Source organism: Bradyrhizobium sp. AUGA SZCCT0160, from assembly GCF_018130105.1.
Taxonomy (GTDB): Bacteria; Pseudomonadota; Alphaproteobacteria; order Rhizobiales; family Xanthobacteraceae; genus Bradyrhizobium.
Genome location: NZ_JAFCMD010000017.1, coordinates 153,979 through 176,035, shown reverse-complemented (window position 1 = coordinate 176,035; position 22,057 = coordinate 153,979). Strand labels below are relative to the sequence as shown.

21 protein-coding genes and 2 pseudogenes are annotated in these 22,057 nt (G+C 63.5%); 15 read left to right on the top strand and 8 right to left on the bottom strand.

Going from position 1 to position 22,057, the window contains the following annotated elements:
• Positions 1-143, top strand: a pseudogene (locus JQ558_RS37440) (IS630 family transposase); the annotation flags it as partial.
• 21 nt (positions 144-164) lie between these two features.
• Here JQ558_RS37440 and JQ558_RS25435 read toward each other — a convergent pair.
• The 5 genes from JQ558_RS25435 to JQ558_RS25415 all read right to left on the bottom strand — a co-directional run bounded on the left by JQ558_RS25435 (position 165) and on the right by JQ558_RS25415 (position 5,224).
• Positions 165-1,310, bottom strand: coding sequence for an acyl-CoA dehydrogenase family protein (locus JQ558_RS25435; RefSeq protein ID WP_212295519.1), 1,146 nt, complete (start codon positions 1,308-1,310; stop codon positions 165-167).
• A 63-nt stretch (positions 1,311-1,373) separates the two neighbouring features.
• Positions 1,374-2,303, bottom strand: coding sequence for a 3-keto-5-aminohexanoate cleavage protein (locus tag JQ558_RS25430; protein WP_312015032.1), 930 nt, complete (start codon positions 2,301-2,303; stop codon positions 1,374-1,376).
• A gap of 88 nt (positions 2,304-2,391) precedes the next feature.
• The gene (locus JQ558_RS25425) at positions 2,392-3,183 is read right to left on the bottom strand and encodes an enoyl-CoA hydratase-related protein (protein ID WP_211996486.1); all 792 of its coding nucleotides are present in this window, start codon (positions 3,181-3,183) and stop codon (positions 2,392-2,394) included.
• Between the two features lie 19 nt (positions 3,184-3,202).
• Complete coding sequence (locus tag JQ558_RS25420) at positions 3,203-3,961, bottom strand: glucose 1-dehydrogenase (RefSeq protein WP_212295517.1); 759 nt, start codon at positions 3,959-3,961, stop codon at positions 3,203-3,205.
• A gap of 90 nt (positions 3,962-4,051) precedes the next feature.
• Positions 4,052-5,224: an acyl-CoA dehydrogenase family protein gene (locus JQ558_RS25415; RefSeq protein ID WP_249128708.1), complete on the bottom strand. Its 1,173-nt coding sequence runs from the start codon at positions 5,222-5,224 to the stop codon at positions 4,052-4,054.
• Between the two features lie 243 nt (positions 5,225-5,467).
• Here JQ558_RS25415 and JQ558_RS25410 point away from each other — a divergent pair, with 243 nt between their 5' ends.
• The 5 genes from JQ558_RS25410 to JQ558_RS25395 all read left to right on the top strand — a co-directional run bounded on the left by JQ558_RS25410 (position 5,468) and on the right by JQ558_RS25395 (position 10,417).
• Positions 5,468-6,766, top strand: a complete 1,299-nt coding sequence (locus JQ558_RS25410) for an enoyl-CoA hydratase-related protein (RefSeq protein WP_212295516.1) — start codon at positions 5,468-5,470, stop codon at positions 6,764-6,766.
• A 61-nt stretch (positions 6,767-6,827) separates the two neighbouring features.
• Positions 6,828-8,018, top strand: coding sequence for a CaiB/BaiF CoA-transferase family protein (locus tag JQ558_RS25405; RefSeq protein WP_212295515.1), 1,191 nt, complete (start codon positions 6,828-6,830; stop codon positions 8,016-8,018).
• Positions 8,019-8,049: 31 nt separating this feature from the next.
• Positions 8,050-9,222, top strand: coding sequence for an aminoglycoside phosphotransferase family protein (locus JQ558_RS25400; protein WP_212295514.1), 1,173 nt, complete (start codon positions 8,050-8,052; stop codon positions 9,220-9,222).
• Positions 9,223-9,581: 359 nt separating this feature from the next.
• Positions 9,582-9,899 (top strand): ABC transporter permease subunit, encoded by a 318-nt coding sequence (locus JQ558_RS37435; protein ID WP_312015033.1) that lies wholly within the window; start codon positions 9,582-9,584, stop codon positions 9,897-9,899.
• Positions 9,782-10,417 (top strand): ABC transporter substrate-binding protein, encoded by a 636-nt coding sequence (locus tag JQ558_RS25395; protein ID WP_249142631.1) that lies wholly within the window; start codon positions 9,782-9,784, stop codon positions 10,415-10,417. Before JQ558_RS37435 ends, JQ558_RS25395 begins: the two co-directional genes overlap by 118 nt.
• 83 nt (positions 10,418-10,500) lie before the next feature.
• Here the strand turns inward: JQ558_RS25395 and JQ558_RS25390 are convergent, their stop codons facing one another.
• Together JQ558_RS25390 and JQ558_RS37940 are read right to left on the bottom strand one after the other, a co-directional pair.
• Positions 10,501-10,968 (bottom strand): zinc-binding dehydrogenase, encoded by a 468-nt coding sequence (locus tag JQ558_RS25390; protein ID WP_249142625.1) that lies wholly within the window; start codon positions 10,966-10,968, stop codon positions 10,501-10,503.
• A gap of 157 nt (positions 10,969-11,125) precedes the next feature.
• A pseudogene (locus JQ558_RS37940) lies at positions 11,126-11,518 on the bottom strand (alcohol dehydrogenase catalytic domain-containing protein); the annotation flags it as partial.
• Between the two features lie 232 nt (positions 11,519-11,750).
• Here JQ558_RS37940 and JQ558_RS25380 point away from each other — a divergent pair.
• The 7 genes from JQ558_RS25380 to JQ558_RS25350 are packed head-to-tail and all read left to right on the top strand — an operon-like array spanning position 11,751 to position 19,108.
• Positions 11,751-13,409 (top strand): AMP-binding protein, encoded by a 1,659-nt coding sequence (locus JQ558_RS25380; protein WP_212295511.1) that lies wholly within the window; start codon positions 11,751-11,753, stop codon positions 13,407-13,409.
• Entirely contained in the window at positions 13,406-14,134 is a 729-nt protein-coding gene (locus tag JQ558_RS25375; protein ID WP_212295510.1) for an SDR family NAD(P)-dependent oxidoreductase, read from the top strand. The genes JQ558_RS25380 and JQ558_RS25375 overlap by 4 nt, the downstream gene beginning before the upstream one ends.
• Positions 14,135-14,144: 10 nt before the next feature.
• Entirely contained in the window at positions 14,145-14,930 is a 786-nt protein-coding gene (locus tag JQ558_RS25370; RefSeq protein ID WP_212295509.1) for an SDR family NAD(P)-dependent oxidoreductase, read from the top strand.
• 39 nt (positions 14,931-14,969) lie between these two features.
• On the top strand, positions 14,970-16,220 hold the full coding sequence (locus tag JQ558_RS25365) for an acyl-CoA dehydrogenase family protein (RefSeq protein ID WP_212295508.1): 1,251 nt from the start codon (positions 14,970-14,972) through the stop codon (positions 16,218-16,220).
• Positions 16,217-17,257: a phosphotransferase family protein gene (locus tag JQ558_RS25360; RefSeq protein ID WP_212295507.1), complete on the top strand. Its 1,041-nt coding sequence runs from the start codon at positions 16,217-16,219 to the stop codon at positions 17,255-17,257. Before JQ558_RS25365 ends, JQ558_RS25360 begins: the two co-directional genes overlap by 4 nt.
• Positions 17,254-17,940 carry a nitroreductase gene (locus JQ558_RS25355; RefSeq protein WP_212295506.1) on the top strand — a complete coding sequence of 229 codons (687 nt, stop codon included), beginning with the start codon at positions 17,254-17,256 and terminating at the stop codon, positions 17,938-17,940. Before JQ558_RS25360 ends, JQ558_RS25355 begins: the two co-directional genes overlap by 4 nt.
• 16 nt (positions 17,941-17,956) lie before the next feature.
• Positions 17,957-19,108 carry a CaiB/BaiF CoA-transferase family protein gene (locus JQ558_RS25350; protein ID WP_312015031.1) on the top strand — a complete coding sequence of 384 codons (1,152 nt, stop codon included), beginning with the start codon at positions 17,957-17,959 and terminating at the stop codon, positions 19,106-19,108.
• Here the strand turns inward: JQ558_RS25350 and JQ558_RS25345 are convergent, their stop codons facing one another.
• The gene (locus tag JQ558_RS25345; protein ID WP_212295505.1) at positions 19,109-20,248 is read right to left on the bottom strand and encodes an acyl-CoA dehydrogenase family protein; all 1,140 of its coding nucleotides are present in this window, start codon (positions 20,246-20,248) and stop codon (positions 19,109-19,111) included.
• Positions 20,249-20,330: 82 nt separating this feature from the next.
• On the opposite strand from JQ558_RS25345, the gene JQ558_RS25340 reads away from it, so the two are divergent.
• Together JQ558_RS25340 and JQ558_RS25335 are read left to right on the top strand one after the other, a co-directional pair.
• Positions 20,331-21,197, top strand: coding sequence for a FadR/GntR family transcriptional regulator (locus tag JQ558_RS25340; RefSeq protein ID WP_212295504.1), 867 nt, complete (start codon positions 20,331-20,333; stop codon positions 21,195-21,197).
• Between the two features lie 50 nt (positions 21,198-21,247).
• Positions 21,248-22,057, top strand: a complete 810-nt coding sequence (locus JQ558_RS25335) for an enoyl-CoA hydratase-related protein (RefSeq protein WP_312014924.1) — start codon at positions 21,248-21,250, stop codon at positions 22,055-22,057.

Sequence of the window (22,057 nt, the reverse complement as noted above, 5' to 3'; positions counted from 1 at the left end):
TCTTTGCCAAGCTCAAGCATCTGGTCCGCAAAGCTGCCGCGCGAACTGTCGACGCGGTCTGCGCCGCAATCGGCTGCGCACTCGATGCCTTCACCTCAGAGGAATGTGCCAACTACCTCAAAAACTCAGGCTATCGAACCTAATGCCATCACGCTTTAGGAGGATCAGAGATTACGCGAAATCAGCTCGCGCATGATTTCCGACGTGCCACCGTAAATCCGCAGCACCCGTGCATCCGCATAGAGGCGGCAAATCTCATACTCGCGCATAAAGCCGTAACCACCAAAGAATTGGAGGCATTGGTCGACGAGCCGGCCATGCATTTCAGTGATCCAGAGTTTTGCCGTCGATGCCGCGTAGGTCGTCAGTTCGTGATTGATGTGGTCATGGAGGCACTGGTCGGCATAGGCCCAGCCCACCGCAAGATCGGACTTCAAATCGGCCAGCTTGAACCTGGTGTTCTGGAAGCTGCCGATCGGCGATCCAAAGGCATTGCGCTGCTGAACGTAGTCCTTCGCGAGATCAAAAGCCTTCTGGGCGGCGGCGATCGAATGCAGCGCAATGGTCAAACGCTCCTGCGGCAGCTCGCTCATCAGCGCGCCCATCGCGCCGCCTTCCGCTCCCAGCAAATTGGTCACCGGGACGCGCACGCTGTCGAAGAACAGTTCTGACGTATCAGAGGAGAGGTGCCCGAGCTTTTCGAGGTTGCGGCCGTGGCGGAATCCGAGCCGGTCGGTCTCGACCAGAACCAGACTCATTCCCCGTGAACCACCTTCCGGGTTGGTCCTGACAACGACGATGACGAGGTCGCACATCTGCCCGTTCGAGATGAAGGTCTTCTGGCCCGAGATCACAAACTCGTCGCCATCGCGTACCGCGCGGGTGCGGATGCCCTGCAGGTCGCTGCCGGTACCGGGCTCGGTCATCGCGATGGCGCAGACGGTTTCACCCGTCACCATGCGCGGTAGCCATTTCTTCTTCTGTTCGGGCGTGCCGTAACTGAGCAGGTACCCGCAGCAGACATCGTTGTGCACGGAGAAGTCGGTGGCGGGACCAGCGAAGCCGGAATAGCTCAATTCCTCGATCACGACCGCATTGTGCCGGAAGTCGCCGCCGGCGCCGCCGAACTCTTCGGGGACCTGCGGGCAGAGCAGGCCGGCCGCGCCGCCGGCGCCCCACAGCGACCTGTCGATGATCCCGGCTTCTTCCCATCGTGCGAAATCCGGCGCGATCTTTGATGCTGCGAAGCGCCGTACCGTTTCCCTGAACTGTTGATGTTCTTCGTCGTAAACCCTGCGATGGGGCAGCATTGAGGCCTCCCGATGATTGCGTTTGGCGATCCGGCCGCTACATCGATTCCGATCGATCAGCGGTCAGAACGCGACCTTGTCGCCGCCCTTGAGCTCAAGGATCTCGCGTGCCTCGTCGGCCGTCGCGACGTCCAGTCCCAGCCCTTCGATGATCTTTCGAACCTGCGTCACCTGATCGGCGTTTGACGCTGCGAGTTGGCCGGCGCCGATCCAGAGGCTGTCTTCCAGGCCGACCCGCACATTGCCGCCGATGGCCGCTGCAATCGCCGCGACCGGCATTTGCGCGCGCCCGGCGCCCAGCACCGACCAGCGATAATTGTCGCCGAACAGGCGATCGGCGGTGCGTTTCATATGCATGACGTCTTCCTGATGCGCGTCGATGCCGCCGAGCAGGCCGAACACGGTCTGGATGAACAGCGGCGCGTTCACCAGGCCCTCGGTCCAGAAGTAATGCAGATTGTAGAGGTGACTGGTGTCGTAGCACTCGAACTCATAGCGCGCACCGGTCGAGTTGAGCGTTTCGAGCGCGTAACGGATATCCTTGAAGGAATTGCGGAACACGAGGTCGTGGGAGCCTTCCAGCATCGCGGGCTCCCAGTCATGCCTGAACTGCTTGTATCGCTTCAGCATCGGGAACAGGCCGAAGTTCATCGAGCCCATGTTCAGGCTGGCGACCTCCGGCTTCCAGACCGCCGCGGGCTTGATCCGCTCTTCGACGGTCATATAGGGCGAGCCGCCGGTCGTCAGATTCACGACGACGTCGGATCGTTGCTTGATCACGCGAAGAAACGGCTCGAACGCTTCCGGCGACTGGTCCGGCCGGCCGTCTATCGGATTGCGGGCGTGAAGGTGCACGATCGCGGCGCCTGCCTCGGCCGCCCCGAGAGCTGACTCCGCGATCTCCGCCGCCGTCACCGGAAGGTGAGGCGACATCGAGGGGGTGTGGATCGAACCCGTGATTGCGCAGGAAATGATGACCTTACGTGCCGGCACGGTGTTTTCCTCCTGCGATTCGCGTTCAGCCGATGCCCAAGGAGGACATCGGCGAAGGCGAGGGAAGCGACGCATTCATTGTCGAAGCTTATGTGAACTTGTGGAAGTCCGGCGTCCGCTTCTCGTTGAAGGCGGCGACGCCTTCCTTCGATTCCGCGGTGTCGTAGAAGAGCTTCACGGCGTGAAGGGCCAGGTTGCTGATGCCGCGAATGTTGTCGCTGTCGGCGTTGAAGGAACGTTTTGCGAGCGCGATCGCGGTCGGTGAGCGCTGCGCAAGCTTGTCGGTCCAGTCCTTGACCGCGGCATCGAGTTCGGCGGCCGGAACCACCTTGTTGACGAGGCCCATTTCACGTGCCTGTTCGGCGGTGTAGCGGTCGTTGATGAACCAGATTTCCCGGGCCTTCTTGTCGCCGACGTGGCGGGCCAGCAGGGCGGTGCCCCAGCCGGCATCGACGGAGCCGACCTTCGGTCCGACCTGGCCGAATTGCGCGGTGTCGGCGGCGATCGTCAGGTCGCACAGCGTCGCCAGCACGTTGCCGCCGCCGATCGCAAAGCCATTGACGCGCGCGATGACGGGTTTGGGTACGTCGCGGATCAGGCCCTGCAGCTCGTCGATCGGCAGGCCAACGACGCCGCGGCCGTCATATTGTCCCTCGTGGGCGGACTGATCGCCGCCGGTGCAGAAGGCCTTGTCGCCTGCGCCCGTCAACACGATGCTGGAGACGTTGCGGTCGTTCGCGGCAATCTGGAACGCCTGAATCAGTTCTTCGAGTGTCTGGCCGCGAAAGGCATTATAGACCTTGGGCCGGTTGATGATGATCCAGGCGGCACGATCGCGGACTTCATAGATTACATCGGTGAATTTGCTGGGGTCGAACATCGTATTGTCCTCACATCTGCTAGATCATGTTCATGCCGCCGGAGACCGAGATGGCCTGTCCGGTGATGAATTTGCCGTCGTCCGACGCCAGCAAGGCGATGATGCCGGCATAGTCGTCGGGCTCGCCCATGCGCTTTAAGGGAATGCCGCGAACCATTGCGTCCTTCCACTTTACCGCCTGTTCGCCTTCGCCCAGCACCGCCGCCATCATTGGCGTGTTGGTGGGACCCGGACACACCGCGTTCAGCAGCACGTTCTTGCGGGCGAGTTCGCGGGCGATCGATTTGGTGAAGGAGATCAGGCCGCCCTTGCAGGCCGAGTAAACCGCCTCGTCGCTGGTGCCGACGCGGGCGGCATCAGACGCGATATTGATGATGCGGCCGCCGCCATGTTCCACCATCAGCGGTGCAATGGCGTGGTGCGTGTTGAGGGGACCGTAGAGATTGATCCGGATGATCTTGTCCCAGAGTTCCTTGTCGGTCTTCAGGAACGGCATCGGCCGGTCCCAGCCGGCATTGTTGACGAGAACCCAGATCGGGCCAAGTTCGGCTTCGACCTGCGCGACGGCGCGATCGACCGAGGCGCGGTCGCCAACATCGACCGTGTAGATCGTGATCGCCGATTTCGGCGCCAGTTTCGCGGTCTCATGTCCAGCGTCGGGATTGATGTCGAAGATCGCGACCTTGCAGCCTTCTTCCGCGAGCCGAAGGGTGATGGCGCGGCCGATGCCTTGGCCGCCGCCGGTAACGATCGCTACCTTGCCTGATAAGCCTTTCAAATCTCACTCCCTTGGTTTGCGACGCTTTGGTCGTCTGTTCTGTCTCGGCGGACCCCTTGGCGTCCGCCGGCCGTGTGCCCTGAATGGCGATCAACCGCTCTTGGCGAGCGCAAAACCACATTGGGCGAACATCTGGCGGGCGATGATGGTTTTCATGATCTCGATCGATCCACCCGCAATCTTGACGATCCTTGCGTCGACATAGGCGCGCGCGATCGGGTACTCCGTCATATAACCCCAGCCGCCGAATAATTGCAGGCATTCATCGACCGCTTCGCAGTGAAGTTCGGAGGTGAACATCTTGGCCATCGCAGCGTCGACCGGATCGAGCTTTCCTTCCATGAAAAGCGAAATGCATCGATCGGTAAAGACGCGGGCGACCGTCGCCTTGGTCTTGAGATCGGCGAGCTTGAACTGGGTATTCTGGAAGTTGGCGAGCTTTTGCCCGAACACGCTGCGATCCGACGTGTATTCGACGGTCCAGTCCAGCACGGTTTCGGTGACGGTGGCCGATCGGATCGCCTGGGCGAGCCGCTCCTGCGACAGCTTCGTCATCATCAGGGCAAAGCCCTTACCCTCCTGTCCGAGCATGTTGGTGGCGGGAATGCGGATGTTCTCGAAGAACAGTTCGGAGGTATCCTGGGCCTTCATTCCGATCTTTTCGAGATTTCTACCGCGCTCAAAGCCGGGCCGGTTGCTCTCGACGATGAACAGCGTGACGCCCTTGGCGCCGGCGCTGCCGTCGGTCTTGGTCGCCAGCACGACGAAATCGCAGAGCTGGCCATTCGAGATGAAGACCTTCTGGCCGTTGATAACGAAATCATCGCCATCGCGCACGGCGCGGGTCCGGATCGCCTTGAGGTCGCTGCCGGCATGCGGTTCCGTCATGCCGAGCGAGCCGATCGCTTCGCCCGACACCATCTTCGGCAGCCACTGCCGCTTTTGCGCTTCGGTGCCGAACGAAAGCAGATAGGTGGCCACGAGATCGGTGTGGATCAGAAACCCCGGGCCGCTCGCGCCGGAGCGCCATAATTCCTCGAACACGACCACGTCGAACAGATAGTCGAGGCCCATGCCGCCATATTCTTCCGGAACGGTGCAGCAGAGCAGCCCCTCGGCGCCGGCCTTGAGCCACAGTTCCCGTGGCACGATGCCGTCCTTTTCCCACTGCGCATGAAACGGCACGATCTCGCGATCGACGAAGCGCCGGACCGATTCCCGGAAAATATGATGTTCCTCACGGAAAATGGTGCGCTCGATCATCGACATCCGTCCACATCAATTTAGTTAGGTAGTGTACTATATGTTCCGGGATGGTAAAAGGCAAGCTGGCGCCGCGGGCTTTTTGCATCAGGGGTCGACGACGTCAGTGTCAGGACTTTGCGTTGCCGCCAGATCAGCGCTGCAACCGCTGTAGAGTTTTCGCGGCGGCAAAACCATCCGTTTAAACTAGTACACAGATATACGATATGCTATAGGGCGAAAAACGGCGACGGAGAAGAACCCATGGACGAACTGGGAAAGTTGCAGCAATTCCGGGCCGAACGCAGCGAAAACAATGTCCTGCACCTTGTTTTCGACATGCCCGGCCGCCCGATGAATGTGTTCTCCAACGCTGCGATCGCCGAGCTCGCCATTTTCAGCCAGTGGCTCCGCGACAGCGACGTCAAGGGCGTGGTGATCCGCTCGGGAAAGCCATCGGCATTCTGTGCCGGTGCTGATCTCGCCGAACTGGGATTGGCCTACGACATGATCATGGCAGCACCGGCCGAGACGCGCGATCGCGTGGCGTTCGACCATTTCTTCCGTCTCAGCCAGGCGCTGCGTGGAATCGAAACCGCGGGCAAGCCGGTCGCGGCGGCGATCGCGGGCCTGGCGCTCGGCGGCGGCGGCGAACTGGCGCTGGCAACCCATCACCGGGTCATGGTCGACGATCCCAAGGTCGCGTTCGGCCTGCCGGAGTCATTGGTCGGGCTGTTGCCGGGAGGCGGGGGAACCCAACGGCTGCCGCGTCTGACCGGAATCGAGAAGGCATTTCCGATCCTGCTGGAAGGTGCGCGGCTGTCCGGCCAGGCCGCTGTCAGCGCCGGCGTGGTCGATCAACTGGTTCCTGCCGGTGAAGAGGTGGCGGCGGCGGAACGATGGGTGCTGTCACACCCGGCGGCGTCGCAGCCCTGGGATCGTCCCGGATGGCGGCCGGCGGATGCGGATGATGCCGCCTCGATCATCGCACGGAAGCGCGAGAGCGTTCTGGCCGAGACCCTCGGGCACTATCCAGCGCCGCTGGCCATTCTCGATTGCGTTGCGCAGGGATTGCCGCAGCCCTTTGATGCGGCGATGCGCACCGAGATGGAGATCTTCTCGAAGCTCATCCAGCGGCGCGAGCCGCGCAACATGATCAGGACGCTGTTTCTCGGCCGGCTCGATCATGACCGTTTTCGCAAGGCGGGAGGCATTCCCCCTCCCGTCGAACAGGCCGTGGCGGCGGTATCCGGAGCGCTGCAAGTCGGAGCGGATGCAACGCTTGCAAATGCGTTCGCGCACGCCGGTTTTCACGGGCCAGGAAAGGCGCCGGCATTCGATGGCGTCATTGCGCAGTCCGCGTTCTGGCTGGAATCGGAGCCTGTCACCGACGGCAAACGCGCGCTGCGTGAGCGGCTGGCGCAGGCGTATGCCGTGGCAGACCAATGGCGGGCCAGTTTCTCCGAGGACCAGCGCCGCGCGGCGGACTATCTGCTGGTCACGAAATACGGCTTTCCCGCCTACTTGGCAGGTGCCTTCTCGTCCGCTCAGCCGGGCGCCTGAGTGATGCCGGCGTCGAAACTTCAGCTACCGCGGCTCGCGCAACTCAATTGAGAGAACGACATTGTCAAAACCTCTGACCGGCATCCGCGTCCTCGACCTGTCGAAGGTCCTGGCAGGTCCGCTATGTGCGCAATATCTCGGTGATCTCGGCGCCGATATCATCAAGGTGGAGACCGTCGGGCAGGGCGACGAGACACGCGGCTGGCCGCCGTTTCCGGCGCCGGGCCTCGGCACGGTCTTTCTCAGCGCCAACCGCAACAAGCGCAGCATCGCCGTCGACATGAAATCGGAGAAGGGGCGCGAGATCGTTCATGCGCTGGCCAAATCCGCCGACGTCGCCATCGAAAGCTTTGGAACCGGTGTCGCCGAACGGCTGGGCATCGATGCACCGACGCTTCGCACCCTGAATGAGCGCCTGATTCATTGCAGCATCTCCGGGTTTGGCCGTGCGGGGCCGCTGAAGAACTCGCCCGGCTATGACGTGATCCTGCAGGCGTTCTGCGGGGTGATGTCGATGACCGGCGACGAGGACGGCGGCTATATCCGCAGTCCGATCTCGCCGATCGACCAGATGACCGGCGTGCACGCCTTCAGCGGCATTCTGGCGTTGCTGTATGCGCGAGAAAAAACCGGGAAGGGCGGCGAGATCCAGGTCTCGCTGTTCGAAACTGCTCTGGGCCTGCTGGGCTATAATCTCCAGACCTTCTGGGAGCGCGGCGTTCAGCCGCCGAAATGCGCCTCGAGCCATGAATCGCTGTGTCCCTATCAGGCCTTCGAGGCGGCCGACGGGCCGATCATGATAGGGGTCGCGAACGACAATCTCTGGCGCAAGTTCTGCGCGGTCACCGGCTTGAGCACGATCGTCGATGATATCAGATTCAGGACCAATGCGGATCGCGTTGCGCACCGCAAGGAAACCCTCGGCCACGTCCAGGCGGCGCTGCGGCAAAATTCCGTCGCGCACTGGAACGAGGTGCTGACCGGCGTCGGCGTGCCCTGCGCGCCGATCAATTCGATCGCGCAGTTGCTCGACCATCCGCACACCAAAGCGAGCGGCATCCTTGTCGAGTACGAGCACCAGACCGCGGGCAGGCTGAAGGGTGTCGGTCACCCCGTACTGATCAACGGCGCGGAACGTCGCGCAGGCAGGCCGCCCCCGGTGCTGGGACAGCACACCGACGATGTGCTGGGTGAAATAGGTCTGTCATCCGAAACAATCGGCGAATTGCGTCGGGAACGTGTGATCGGTTGAGCTTTGCGCCGCTTAAGGGGAAATTGAGAAGATGGGACAATCAACAGATACGGCCCTGGCCGCGCTGAAAATCAGTGGACGTGTCGCTTACGAGCGCCTGGCGCGGCCAATGGCGCGCCGGTTCGACGACGTGCCCTGCACACCTTACGCTGTTACGCCGGAATGGCTGACGGCGGTGCTCTGCGGCAAGGTTCCGGGGGCCATTGCCACAGACGTGGAGGTCAAGCCCGCGAGTGCGGGCACCCACGAGCGGCATCAGTTGAGAGTGTCCTACAACGAGGAAGGTCGCCGCGCCGGCTTGCCGGTCTCGATCTTCACCAAGTCGCTGCCGAGCATCGTCACCCGCATGATCGGCGGCTTCAACGGCACGGCGCGCGTGGAGGGCAGCTTCTTTACGCAGATCCGCCCCCAGCTCGAGATCGAAGCCCCGCTGTGCTATCATTCCGCCTATGATCGGCGAACGTTTGCGGCGATCCATCTGCTGGAAGATCTGGTCGCAACCAAGTCGGCGACGTTCTGCAATCACAAGACATACGTCACCCGCGCCATGGCCGACGACATGATCGATCTCCTGGCGGCGCTGCACGGCCGCTTCTACGGCGATCCGACGCTGGCCGAACGCTACCGCTGGCTCGCTAGCTATCCCCGATGGTTCACCATCGGGGCGGCGAAAATGGGCACCGAGTATTACACAAGGAAAGCGTTTGACGCCGCCGCTCACGTCATTCCGGCTGCCGTCATGGCGCGCCGCGACGATGTCTGGCCGGCCACGATGCGCGCTCTTGCGCTGCATGACAGCGAGCCGCATGGCCTCATTCACTCCGACGTGCATATCGGCAACTGGTACCGGACAGGCGCGGGCCAGATGGGACTGTGCGACTGGCAATGCCTTTCGCGCGGCCATTGGTCACGCGATTTTAGCTACGCCGTGACGGCGTCGCTGACGCCCGAGAATCGCCGGAGCTGGGAGCGCGAACTGCTGGCCCGCTATATCGAGCGGTTCGCGGAGAATACCGGCGTCAAGCCGGACTTTGATCTCAGCTTCCAGCGCTACCGGCAGCAGATCGTGCACGCGCTCGCAATGTGGACGATCACGCTGTGTCACTCGCCACTGTTGCCGAACATGCAGCCCGAGGCCACGACGCTGACGATGATCGAGCGGATGACGACGGCGATGGCCGACCTGGATGCGCTCGATAGTTGATCTTCGTTGGCTTGCAGCTGCGCGCGCCGAAATCCGTCGCATCGTTGCGCTTGCGTACTAATTCGACGAGCAAACTCCCGGCGTGACGGCATACGTGTGGCAGAGCAGCGCAGGCCAGTCGGCGTTTTGCGTTTGCGGGGCATATAAGTATATGATAAACACGTGTACTAAATAACGGGCATAGACCCGGCTCCGCCGGCACGGCGGGAAAAGAAGCAGTTCGGCGTCACGCCCGCGATCGGATCGTCGGCGCACGCTTAACGTGGCGGGGAGGATGCTTTGCGGAAGCGGGTGCGCAAATTGGCGGCGTATCAGACGGGCGCGTTTCGTCCGCGGACGCATGACGGGAGGGCGCCGGCGTGATCGCGCTGTTGATCGCCAATTCGCTGGCGCTTGCCTCGCTGCTGATCATGCTCGCCAGCGGCCTCGCGCTGATCTACGGGCTGCGCGACGTCATCAATTTCGGTCACGGCGCGATCTACATGCTCGGCGCCTATCTAGGCTACACCGTCTCGCTGGTCGGCGGACAGGGCGCGACTCCGCCGACAAGTTCAAGGGCCTGGTTACCTCGCAGGGCGGAACGATCGCGAAAACGCTGTTCACCCCATTCGGAACGCCGGACTTCGGCGCCAAGATATCCGAGCTCGGCGCAGAGCCGGCCGACGGCCTGTTCGTGACGATCTTTGGCAGCGACGCCATCAACCTTGCCAAGCAGCAACAGCAGTTCGGCCTGTTCAAGAAGTACAAGATGGTGCTGGGAAATTCCTTCGTGATCCCGCAAACGCTGCCCGCGCAAGGCGACACGGTGCTCGGCGTCTATCAGAACATCGGCTTCGTTGCCGGTTTTCCGGGCGCACAGGCCGAAGCCTTCGTGAAGGCCTACAGCGAGAAGTACAACGGCGAACTGCCGCCCTACACCGGCGCTGACCAATACGCCGCCATTGAGCTGATCGCGGCCGCCCTCAACAAGGCGAATTCGACCGACATTAACGCCGTGCGGGCGGCGCTGTCGGGTCTCAAGGCGGATACGGTGCTTGGCGATGTGGAGATGCGCGCGGGCGATCACCAGGCCGTGCGGCGGATGGCGATCAGCCAGATCCTGCCGGGCAAGGACGGCAAGCCGACCTACCACATCAAGAAGATCGAGCCGGGCCCGGACATCATTCCGCCGGTCGATCCCGCCTGCAAGAAGTGAGCGAGCCGGCGCCGATGTCGATCAGGTTTCGACGCCGGCGCCGAATTGTCTTCGCCGGGCCGCGCCCGTTCGCGGCACGCCTGTCACGCCACCAGCGACACCTTGCCGAATTGCGCCCCGGACGCGAGATGATCGAATGCGGCGCGTATGTCCGCCATCTCAAAGGTCGTATCGATCACCGGTTTCACCAGACCGCGATTGAACACATCGAGCAGTTGGCGGAATTCGGCAAGGCTGCCGCCGGTCGATCCGTAAATCTCCAGCTGGCGGATGAACACGCGCTGCAGATCGGCCGGCGGGTTGGAGCCCGTCGTCGCGCCACAGGTGACAAGCCGCCCGCCGCGCCGCAGCGACCGCAACGATTCACCCCAACTCGCTTCGCCCACGCTGTCGATCACCATATCGACGCCGCCATTGCTCATCTGCAGGATCGCGTTCGAAACCCGGTCTTTGTGATAGTTGACGCCGCCGCTGGCGCCGAGCGCGATCGCGCGCTCGATCTTGGCGTCGCTGGACGAGGTGACGAAGACCCGCGCCCACCAGTTTTGCAAGCTGCAGGCAGGCGACCGCGACGCCCCCGCCGATGCCGACGATCAGCACGCTCTCGCCGGGCTGCAACGTCTTCTTGCCGAACAGCATGCGCCAGGCGGTAAGGTGGCCCGTCATCAGCGCGCCGGCCGCGACCAGATCGGCGTCGTCGGGCAGGGGCAGGAAACATCGGCTCGGCATCGCGATATATTCGGCAAAGCCGCCATGGCGGTGCTCGCCCATGATCTTCACGTTCTCGCACAGCGGCTGGTCGCCGGCGAGGCAATAGCGGCATTTGTTGCAAAACGCCTCGGAAAACAGGATCGCCTTCATGCCCGGCTTCAACCCGCTGCCGGGCTCGGCCTCGACGATCTCGCCCGCGGCCTCTACGCCCATCACCTGCGGCAAGGTGTGCGTGATCCCGGCGCCGCTGTCGCGCATGTAAAGATCGACGCGATTGAGCGACGGGGCTGCGACCTTGAGTACGGACTCGCCGGGGGCAGGGGCCGGATCGGGAAAATCCCGCCAGCTGACGCCTTCGGCCCCGCGCCGTTCCAGGACCGCCGCTTTCATGGTGCCTTCTCCTTCGCCCGTCGCGCGTTCCGGTATTCGGACACACGTTTATCATATGCGTCCTGTGCTTGTTCCCTCAAGGCGCCGTCGCGCCCGCCGCGGTCGGTATGCGGTCCGGTGTCGATAGGTGAACGGACCGGTCGATTTTGCAGTTGCGGTTCATTCTAAAACTAGTACACTAGCTAACGAATAGGCCGTCAAGCGCCGCGATAAGATTTCAGGGAGAGAACGCATGAGCGGAAATCGATTTGATCCCGTCGCCCACGCAACGTCGATGCGCGCAGGCGGCTTCTGGATCGACAAGAGCTTCGACGAGTTTCTGCAAGCGACCATCGCGGCCACGCCGGGAAAGCTCGCCCTTCTGGCCGACCGCGCCGATCGCCCCGAGGCCAAGCGCTTCACCTATAGCGAACTCGGCGATCTGATTTCGCGGGCGGCGGCCGCCTTGAAGGGCCTCGGGATCGGTCCTCGCGACGTCATTTCGGTTCAGCTTCCCAACTGGTGGGAGTTTGCCGTGATTGCGCTCGCCGCGTTCCGGGTCGGCGCCGTGGTCAACCCCCTGATGCCGATCTTCCGCGAACATGAGCTGAGCTACATGCTCGACTTCGCGGAAACCAAGCTTTTGATCGTGCCAAAACTGTTCCGTGGCTTCGATCACGAGGCGATGGCGCAGTCGCTGCGGCCCAAACTGTCAAAACTGCAGCACATCATCGTCGTCGACGGCGAGGGGGCGAACAGCTTCGACCAGGCGCTGCTCTCCGGCAGCGATCGTCTCGGCTCGCCCCCGATCGGCGAGATCGGCGCGCTGCCCGCAGATCAGATGGCCGTGTTGATGTTCACCTCGGGCACGACAGGTTCGCCCAAGGGCGTCATGCATTGCCTCAATACGCTGCTGGCCTGCAATATCGCGCTGGCCGGCCGCTTCGGCCTCGACACCAACGACACCATGCTGGTCTGTTCGCCGCTCGGCCACATGACCGGATTTGCGGCCGGCATGCTGCTCGGCCTCAAGATCGGCGCCACCGTCGTCTTCCAGGACGTGTGGGAGCCGAAACGCGGCATCGCGATCATGGCCAATGAGGGCGTAACCTATTCGGCTGGCGCTGCGACGTTCCTCGCCGACATGTGCGAGGCGGTCGCGGCTGGCGCGGCAAAGCCTGCGCGGCTGCGCAAATTCCTTTGCGCCGGTGCGCCAATTCCGCCGGCACTGATCGATCGCGTCTACCGCGAGCTCGATCTCAAGGTCTGTTCGCTGTGGGGCATGACGGAATCGCTGTCGAGCACCTTGACCGAGCCGGAGCGGGCGCTCGAAAAATCGTCGAAGACCGACGGACGCCCGCTGGAGGGCGTTGCCGTAAAGGTGCTTCGCATGGATGGATCCCCGGCGCCCGTCGGCGAGAAGGGGCTGCTCAAGGTGCGCGGCGCCCAGATGTGCCTCGGCTACTACAAGCGCGCCGACATGGAGCCGTTCGACGCCGAGGGGTGGTTCGACACCGGCGACATGGCTTACATGGACGACGAGGGCTACATCCGCATCGACGGCCGCATCAAGGACATCATCATCCGCGGCGGCGAGAACGTGCCGGTCTTCGATATCGAGAACCTGCTGTTCAAGCATCCCGCCGTGCTTTCGACCGCGATCGTGGGGTATCCCGACCCGCGACTGGGCGAGCGGGCCTGCGCATTCGTGGTGCTGCGTCCCGGCCAGACGCTCGATCTGGCCGCCGTGCAGGCCCTGATGGCGGAGCACAAGGTCGCGAAACAGTATTGGCCGGAACGCGTCGAGATCGTCGCCGATCTGCCAAAGACCCCGGCGGGCAAGGTGCAGAAATTCCAGCTGCGGGAGATCGCAAAGGCCTTTGCCGAACCGCCGCACAAGGCCAGCGCATGAATTCCCGCCTTCAGGGCCGCGTGTGCGTCGTCACCGGCGCCGCGCGCGGAATCGGCCTTGCGATCGCCGAGCGCTTCGGCCAGGAGGGCGGTCGTATCGCCTGTGTCGACGTCAGCGCGCGCCGGCTGGAGCCTGCGGTCGAGGGATTGAAGAGCAAGGGGCTCGACGCCAGGCCCTATGAGGTCGATGTCGGCAAGCGCGACGATGTCCATGCCCTGTTTACGCGGATCGAGCGCGAGTTCGCGGCGCCGGTAGCAGTGCTGGTCAACAATGCGGTCTTTGCGCGCTTCGAGCCGCTGGCGCAGATCGAAGTCGAGACCGTCGACCGCATGTTCGCGGTGGGGGTGCACGGCCTGATCTGGACCACGCAAGCGGCGGCGCCGCAGATGGAGCGTCGCGGCGGCGGCGCGATCGTGAATTTGAGTTCGGTGTCGGCGTTCAACCCCGCCAAGGATTCCATTGCCTATTCCGCCCTGAAGGCCGGCGTCGTCGGCCTCTCCCGGGCATCGGCGATCGAACTCAGTGCAAAGAAAATTCGCGTCAACGTGATCGCGCCGGGCATGATCGGCACGCCGGCCTCGATCGCGCAATTCGATGAAGCAACAATCGCAACGCGTCAGGCCGAGATGCCGGCCGGCCGCTTTGGCGAACCGGAAGAGATCGCAGCCCTTGCTGCATTCCTCGCCAGCGACGACGCGAGCTACATCCAGGGCGCCGCCAGATAGGAGAAGCGCGATGAAGCGACTGGAGGGCAAGCGCGCGGTCGTTACCGGCGGTGGCAGCGGCATCGGCCGCGCCAGCGCGATCCGTTTCGCGCGCGAAGGCGCTTCCGTGCTAGTGGTCGGCCGGGCCGGCAATACCGAGGAAACCGCGGCAGCGATCCGGGACGAAGGCGGTATTGCATCGGCGTTGATCACGGACGCGGCGGTCGAGGAAAACGTTGCCGAGATCGTCCGGCGCTGCGTGGCGGAATTCGGCGGTCTCGAAATCTTCTTCGCCAATATCGGCGTCACCGGAACCAATACGCCGCTGCTGGAGCAGACGGTCGACGAATGGTCTGAAGTCTACCGCATCAACACCATCAGCTGCTTTCTCGCCATCAAATATGCCGGCCGGCACATGACGGCGCAGGGCTACGGCTCCATCATCCTGACCTCGTCGGCCGCTTCGCTGCGCGCCAATGCCGGCGCCATTTCCTACAGCGCGAGCAAGGCGGCGGTGAACAATCTGGCGCAGACGGCGGCCAATGCCTTTGCCGGCACCGGCGTACGCGTCAACGCCGTGCTGCCGGGACTGGTGGAAACGCAGCTGACCCGAAAAGTGTTCGAAGATGCGCGGGCGCGGGGCGTCGAAGCCAAGCTCGGCCATGTGACGCCGATGAAACGCCCCGGGCGTTCCGAGGAGATCGCCGCCGCCGCTGCTTTCCTGGCCAGCGATGATTCTTCCTATGTGGACGGACAATTGCTCTCGGTCGACGGCGGCGTCAGCAGTACCCACCCTTATGGGCGGATCGCGCTCTAGCAGCGACCCAAAACAAAAGAGAGCACCGGGAGAGGCGCCATGGACTTCGAACTGCCCAAGGAAATCACCGACAAGCTGGCCGAACTGGACGCCTTCATCGAAGCCGAGATCAAGCCGCTCGAGCGCGACAACATCAAGTTCTTCGATCATCGCCGCGAGAATGCTCGAACCGACTGGGATGATGACGGACGCCCGCGCACCGAATGGCGCACGCTGATCAGCGAAATGGAGCGCCGCGCCGACAAGGCGGGGCATCTGCGCTACGGCCTGCCGAAATCTTGCGGCGGCCAGGCTGCATCCCATCTTGCGATCGCGGCGATCCGCGAGCACCTCGCCGCCAAGGGACTCGGTCTGCACAACGATCTGCAGGACGAATCCTCCATCGTCGGCAATTTCCCGATCATTCCGGCGCTCGCCGACTACGGCACCGAGGAGCAGAAAAGCTATATCGAGGGCATCATCACCGGAAAGAAACACCTTTCCTTCGCACTGACCGAACCCGGGCATGGCAGCGACGCGACCTGGCTGGAAACGGAAGGCGTACGTGACGGCGATCATTGGGTCATCAATGGACGTAAGCGCTGGAACAGCCAGGTGGCCCGCGCCCATGCCAATCTGGTGTTTGCGCGGACCTCCGGCAAGCCGGGCGAAGCCAGGGGCATCACTGCCTTCATCGTTCCGACCGACACGCCCGGCCATCACGTGCTCTACAATCACTGGACCTTCAACATGCCCAGCGATCATGCGGAGACGGAACTGGTCAACGTGCGCGTGCCCGACAGCGCGATCCTGCACAAGGAAGGCGAGGGCCTCGTGGTCGCGCAGCGCTTTGTGCATGAGAACCGCGTGCGCCAGGCGGCGGCGAGCGCGGGCGCCGCGCGTTACTGCATCCTGAAGGCGGTCGAATACGCCAAGACACGCGTCGCCTTTGGCGAGCCGCTCGCGCGCAAACAGGCGGTGCAGTTTCCGCTGGTCGAGCTGTGGTCGGAATACGAACTGGTGCGCAACTTCATCTTCCGCACGGCCTGGCAGATGGACCGCCAGAACCCGCTGGAGATTAGCGACATGGTCTCGATCTGTAACTTCCGCGCCAACCGGCTGTGCTGCGAGGCGGCCGATCGGGCAATGCAGGTGCATGGCGGCATCGGCTACAGCCGTGCAATGCCGTTCGAGCACATCTACCGGCACCATCGCCGTTATCGGATCACCGAGGGCACCGAGGAGGTGCAGATAAGGCGCGTCGCCCAATACCTGTTCAACTTCAGCGGCAAGCGTGCGAGCAGCGGATGACCGGGGCTGATGCCTCCGACCGCGGCATCGACTTCGACGTGGCGCGGCTCGATGAATATCTGAAGGATTGGCTCGGCGGCACTGATTCGACGCGGGTGGAACGCACGCATGGCGGGATGTCGAACCCGACATATTTTGTCAGCCGCGGCGGGTGGCGCGCGGTGCTGCGCAAGCAGCCGAAGAACGTGCTGCCGTCGGCGCATGCGATCGACCGCGAATTTCGTGTCCTGACGGCGCTGCAAGGCAGTTCCGTCCCGACACCAAAACCCTATCGGTACTGCGAGGATCGCGAGATCGTCGGGACGCCATTTTATCTCATGGAATGGCTGGACGGCCGCGTCTTCAACGAGTTCGGCACCCCAGGACTTGCCCGCGCCGAGCGCGCCGAGCTGTTCCGCTCGATGTGTGCCGCACTGGCCGCCATCCACAGGCTGGATTATCGGGCGCTGGGGCTGGGCGATTTCGGCCGGCCCGGCAACTATTTTGCCCGCCAGCTCAAGCGCTGGTCGGAGCAATGGACAAAATTCCGTCGGGGCGACGATGATAACCCCGCGCTCGACAGGATGGTGCGTTGGCTAGCCGAGCGCCTGCCCGAAAGCGAGACCGTCGCGCTGTGCCACGGCGACTTCCGCATCGCCAACGTGATGTTCCATCCAACAGAGCCGCGCGTGATCGGCGTGCTCGACTGGGAGCTCTCGACGCTCGGGCATCCCCTCGTCGATCTCGCCTTCAACAGCCAGGCCTGGCTGATGGCGCCGGACGAGAACGGCGGATTGCTCGGCCTGCCGCTCGAGGAGATGGGGATTCCGTCTGAGCGCGACTATCTGGAGCTCTATTACGAGCTGTCCGGCGCGACCGAGCGCCTCACGCGTTTCCATCAGGTGTTCGCGATGTTTCGCGGCGCGGTAGGCAGCGCCGGCGTCGCTGCGCGCGGCGATCTCGGCACCGGGGTGTTGCCGGACGCGGCGCGTGTCGGACGGCATCTGGCGCGGGCCTATGCCGCGCGCGGTGTCGCGTTGATCGAGGAAGAACGATGAGCATGCGCGAACGGCCGGCCATGAGCATCGATCAGGCGATCCGGCGCCGCCGCTCGGTGCGTGGCTTTTTGCCCGATGAGGTCCCGGAAGCGACGTTGCGTGAGGTGTTCGAGCTTGCCCAATGGTCGCCATCGAACTGCAACGTGCAGCCCTGGACGCCGCATGTGGTATCCGGCGAGGCCTTGAAACGGCTGCGCGAAGCATTGGTCGCGGCCGGGATGCGGGACGAGCCGATCAGGCCGGACTGGCCGGCTGACGGCAAGTTCACCGGCATCTACCGCGAGCGGCAGGTGGACGCGGCGCAGAAACTATACGGCGCGATGGGAGTCGAGCGGAGCGACGTGGTTGGCCGCAAGATGGCCTATATCCGCAATCACGCCTTCTTCGACGCGCCGCATGCCGTATTGATCTTCATGCCGGCGCCGTTCGATACCCGCGAGGCGGCCGATATCGGCATGTATGCGCAGACCCTGATGCTGGCGCTGACCGCGCGCGGCATCGCGTCCTGCGCGCAGGGCGCGCTCGGACTGTTCCCAGAAATCATCCGCGAACAGCTCGGCATTCCCCAGAATTACAAACTGCTGTTCGGCGTTTCGTTTGGCTACGAGGATCGCAGTATCAAGGCCAACGCGGCGCGCGTCGGCCGCGCTGATATCGACGCTGCCGTCCGGTTCCACCGCTGAAAGAGGAGATTTCACCGTGACGGGACCGCTGAACGGCTTTCGCGTCATCGAGATGGGCGGGATCGGGCCTGCGCCATTCGCTGGAGCGCTGCTCGGCGATCTCGGCGCCGACGTCCTGCGGATCGATCGCATCGCCAAACCGGGCGTCGAGCCGGATTTGCCGCCGCGCTTCGACTTCTACAATCGCAACAAGCGCTCGGTCGCGTTCGACCTCAAGCAACCGCAGGCCGTGACGGCCGTGCTGAATCTCGTGGCCGGAGCGGACGCTCTGATCGAAGGATTTCGTCCCTCCGTGATGGAGCGGCTCGGGCTCGGTCCCGACATTTGCCACGGGATCAATCCGGGGCTGGTCTACGCGCGCATGACGGGCTGGGGGCAGGAGGGGCCGATGGCGCAGGAGGCGGGTCACGACATCAACTACCTCGCGCTGACGGGTGCGTTGCATTGCCTGGGAGATGCCGATCGGCCACCGCCGCCACCGCTCAATCTGGTCGCGGATCTCGGCGGCGGCGCAATGTATCTGGTCGTAGGCCTGCTCGCGGCTTCGATGGAAGCGCGCCAATCGGGCCGCGGACAAACGATCGACGTCGCCATGATCGACGGCGTCACGCATTTGATGTCGGCGTTCCAGGCTTTCCGGCAGCAGGGCAGCTGGACCGGGCGGCGTGCCGATAACATCGTCGATGGTGGCGCGCCGTTTTACGGCAGCTACGCCACCAGCGACGACAAGTTTATCGCGGTGGGCGCCATCGAGCCGCAATTCTACGCCAGTCTCCTGAAGGTGATGGGTATCGATGGAGAACATCTGCCGGATCAGAACGATCGCGCGGCGTGGCCACAGATGCGCAAGCGATTCGCGAAAGTCTTCGCAACGCATACGCGCGACGAATGGGTGGCGATAGCGGCGGGGCGCGACGCCTGTCTTGCGCCCGTATTGACGATCGACGAAGCGCCCGGCCATCCGCAGATGCAAATCCGTGAGGTCTATGCAAGGTTTGACGGAGTGCGGCATCCAAGCCCGGCGCCACGGTTTTCCCGCACGCCTTCCATGCTTCGCACGCCGACGCCCGCGCCCGGGCGCGACAGCCGGCAGGCGCTCGCGGACTGGGGCATTTCGCCTGACCAGATCACAGCGCTGGAAGCGACCGGTGCGATGGCGCAAGGGTGACTATCGAAGCAGTTCGCGCGCGATGACCACGCGCTGGATCTGATTGGTGCCTTCGAATATCTGGGTCAGCTTGGCGTCGCGCATCATGCGCTCGACGGGATAGTCCATGGTGTAGCCGTAACCACCGAATATCTGGACCGCGTCCGTTGTTACCTTCATGGCCATGTCGCTGCCGACGCATTTGGCCATGCTGGCGAGCACGTTGAGGCGTTTCCAGTCACCGGCGTCGCCGGCCCGAGCGCATTCATAGACGAGGGCACGCGCCGCCTCGATCTGCATGGCCATGTCGGCCAGCATGAATTGCACGCCCTGGAACTCCGAGATCGCCTTCTTGAACTGCTTGCGCTCCTTGGCGTAGGCAACGCACGCGTCGAGCGCGCCCTGGGCCAACCCGACGGACTGAGCACCGATGGTCGGCCGGTTGAGGTCGAGCGCGCGCATCGATGCCCTAAAACCCTTGCCTTCTTCCCCGACCAAATTCTCCGCAGGGATACGGACATTGTCGAAGAAGATCGGCGTGTTCGGCGCGCCGCGGAAACCCATCTTGCGCTCGTGGCGTCCGAACGAGACCCCCGAAATCGTCTTCGGTTCGACGATGAAGGCGCTGATTCCGTCGGCGCCCGCGGCGTCGCTGGTCCGCGCCATCACCACGATGTAGTCGGCGACGACGCCATAGCTGCACCATTGCTTGCGGCCGTTGAGGACGTAGCTGTCGCCGTCCTTGCGCGCGCGGGTGTTGATCGCGGTGACGTCAGAGCCGGCTTGAGGCTCGGATATCGCGATCGCCGTGACGACGCCGCCTTTGGCGATAACGGGTAGGTATTTGGCGCGCTGCTCCTCGGAGCCGAAGTGAAGCAGCGGCATGATGAACATGGTGTTAAGCGCCGCGATCGAGGCGCAGGCCGGCGAGACCCTGGAGATCTCTTCCCGGGCGAGGCAGGCCATGGTCAGGTTGCCGTTCGGGCCGCCATAGCGTTCCGGCACCCAGAGCTGCATCAGCCCCATCTCGCCGAACAGCTTTACGAGTTCGAGCGGGAAACGGTCGGTCTCGTCGATCTCGGCCGCGATCGGCGCGACGTGCTTTGCGACCATTTTCCGCACGGTGTCGCGAAACGCGATCTGCTCCTCGGTGAAGCTCATGTTGATCCCTGGGTCATCTTTTCTTGCCGGAAGCCAAAAAGGGACTTCCATTGAATGGGTGATCCATTTAACAATTCATCGCATGAGCACCAAGTCAAGCCCTCGCACGCCCGCCCGCCCCAGGTCATCGACGCCCAACCGGCGGGAGCGCACCCCCGATCACCGCGCGGCTGGAGCGCCGGCGGCGCCGGCATTCCGCCCGATCCACACGCGGCGTGCGTTCGAGGAAATCTGCGAGCGAATCCGCGAGCAGCTTGCGCTCGGCGTCCTCAAGCCGGGCGACAAGCTGCCGCCCGAGCGCGATCTGGCCCAGCAGCTCGGCGTCAGCCGCAACGTCCTGCGCGAGGCCTTGCGCAGCCTCGAGATGGCCGGCGTGCTTCGGCTGCAGAAGGGCGTCAAGGGCGGGGCCTTCATTCAGGAGGGCGATACCAGCCGCATGAACGGCGTCATGCGCGATATGCTGTCTCTCGGCACGATTTCGGTCCGGGAATTGTCCGAAGCACGCGTTCACGTGCTCGATCTCGTGGTGCGGCTGGCCTGTGCCAACGCGCGGAAAGCCGATCTCGACGCGCTAGAGGCCAATATCCGGCGCACCGAGGATGCGACGCGGGAGGGGCGGCTGCTGGACCGCGTCGAGTGCTCGCGCGAGTTCTACAAGCTGCTCGCTGCGTCGACCGGAAACAAGGTGATTGCCATGATCATGGATTCGGTCACCGAGATTCACATGCGCTTCGTCTACGCCAAAGTGTCCTCGAGCGGCGTCGCGATGGCGCGGCTGGCGGAAAAACGGCGGCAATTCCTGGCGGCGCTGGGAGAGCGAAACGTCGCGTCGGCGACGCGCCTGATGCGTACCCATCTGGAATCCGTGCAGCGGATGCTGGAGCAGGACCCCGGCGCGATGTCGCTTCACGTCGCGTTGGCGGAGGTACAGCCCGGAATGCGCAGATAACAGAGGGTGGCTCGATCCACGCTCGAACAATCATAACAACGGAGGAAAATGTGTCCTACTACGCCAGATACGAATGCCTGTCGGTCGAGGTTGCGGACAAGGTCGCGACCGTGACCTTGAACCGGCCGCAAGCACGCAACGCCATTAATCAGAAGCTGATCCGCGAACTGCGGACCATCTGGGACGATCTGGCTGACGATCACGCCGTCAATGTCGTGGTGCTGACCGGGGCGGGCGACTTCTTCAGCGTCGGTGGCGACGTGAAGGCGATGTCGGAGCGGCCGGGCGGCGACGTCCTCGAAGAGGGCGAGGTTCACGACCCCATGATCAGCCGCCGTGGCGTGACCCGCCAGCTCGAGCTCGACAAGCCGATCATTGCAGCGATCAACGGCGACGCCATCGGCCTCGCCGCGACCCACGCGCTTCTTTGCGACATCACGGTGATGGCGGAAGACGCGCGCATCGGCGATACCCACGTCTCGCGCGTCGGGCTCGTCGCCGGCGACGGCGGCACCGTGATCTGGCCGCTGCTGATCGGCATCAACAAGGCCAAGGAGTACCTGATCCGCGGCACGCTCCTGAAAGGCGCGGAGGCTGAGCGGATCGGGCTGGTCAACCACGTTGCGCCGCGTGCGGAGGTGCTCGCCAAGGCCCGCGAAATCGCGATTGAGCTCGCCAACGGCCCGACCTGGGCCATTCGCTGGACCAAGCTGTCGATCAACCAGGTCATCAAGGACCGCGTGAATATGATGCTGGAGGCCTCGATGGCGCTCGAGCAGGTGACGTTCGAAACCGCCGACCACAAAGAGGCGACCATGTCGTTCAAGGAGAAGCGCAAGCCGAAATACGGCAAGGCATAG

Bases quoted from the DNA above. Each gene is read 5' to 3' on its own strand.
- JQ558_RS25435 (WP_212295519.1), bottom strand. From the start codon at position 1,310: ATGCTGCCCCATCGCAGGGTTTACGACGAAGAACATCAACAGTTCAGG.
- JQ558_RS25425 (WP_211996486.1), bottom strand. From the start codon at position 3,183: ATGTTCGACCCCAGCAAATTCACCGATGTAATCTATGAAGTCCGCGAT.
- JQ558_RS25415 (WP_249128708.1), bottom strand. From the start codon at position 5,224: ATGATCGAGCGCACCATTTTCCGTGAGGAACATCATATTTTCCGGGAA.
- JQ558_RS25410 (WP_212295516.1), top strand. From the start codon at position 5,468: ATGGACGAACTGGGAAAGTTGCAGCAATTCCGGGCCGAACGCAGCGAA.
- JQ558_RS25400 (WP_212295514.1), top strand. From the start codon at position 8,050: ATGGGACAATCAACAGATACGGCCCTGGCCGCGCTGAAAATCAGTGGA.
- JQ558_RS25380 (WP_212295511.1), top strand. From the start codon at position 11,751: ATGAGCGGAAATCGATTTGATCCCGTCGCCCACGCAACGTCGATGCGC.
- JQ558_RS25375 (WP_212295510.1), top strand. From the start codon at position 13,406: ATGAATTCCCGCCTTCAGGGCCGCGTGTGCGTCGTCACCGGCGCCGCG.
- JQ558_RS25370 (WP_212295509.1), top strand. From the start codon at position 14,145: ATGAAGCGACTGGAGGGCAAGCGCGCGGTCGTTACCGGCGGTGGCAGC.
- JQ558_RS25365 (WP_212295508.1), top strand. From the start codon at position 14,970: ATGGACTTCGAACTGCCCAAGGAAATCACCGACAAGCTGGCCGAACTG.
- JQ558_RS25360 (WP_212295507.1), top strand. From the start codon at position 16,217: ATGACCGGGGCTGATGCCTCCGACCGCGGCATCGACTTCGACGTGGCG.
- JQ558_RS25355 (WP_212295506.1), top strand. From the start codon at position 17,254: ATGAGCATGCGCGAACGGCCGGCCATGAGCATCGATCAGGCGATCCGG.
- JQ558_RS25345 (WP_212295505.1), bottom strand. From the start codon at position 20,248: ATGAGCTTCACCGAGGAGCAGATCGCGTTTCGCGACACCGTGCGGAAA.
- JQ558_RS25340 (WP_212295504.1), top strand. From the start codon at position 20,331: ATGAGCACCAAGTCAAGCCCTCGCACGCCCGCCCGCCCCAGGTCATCG.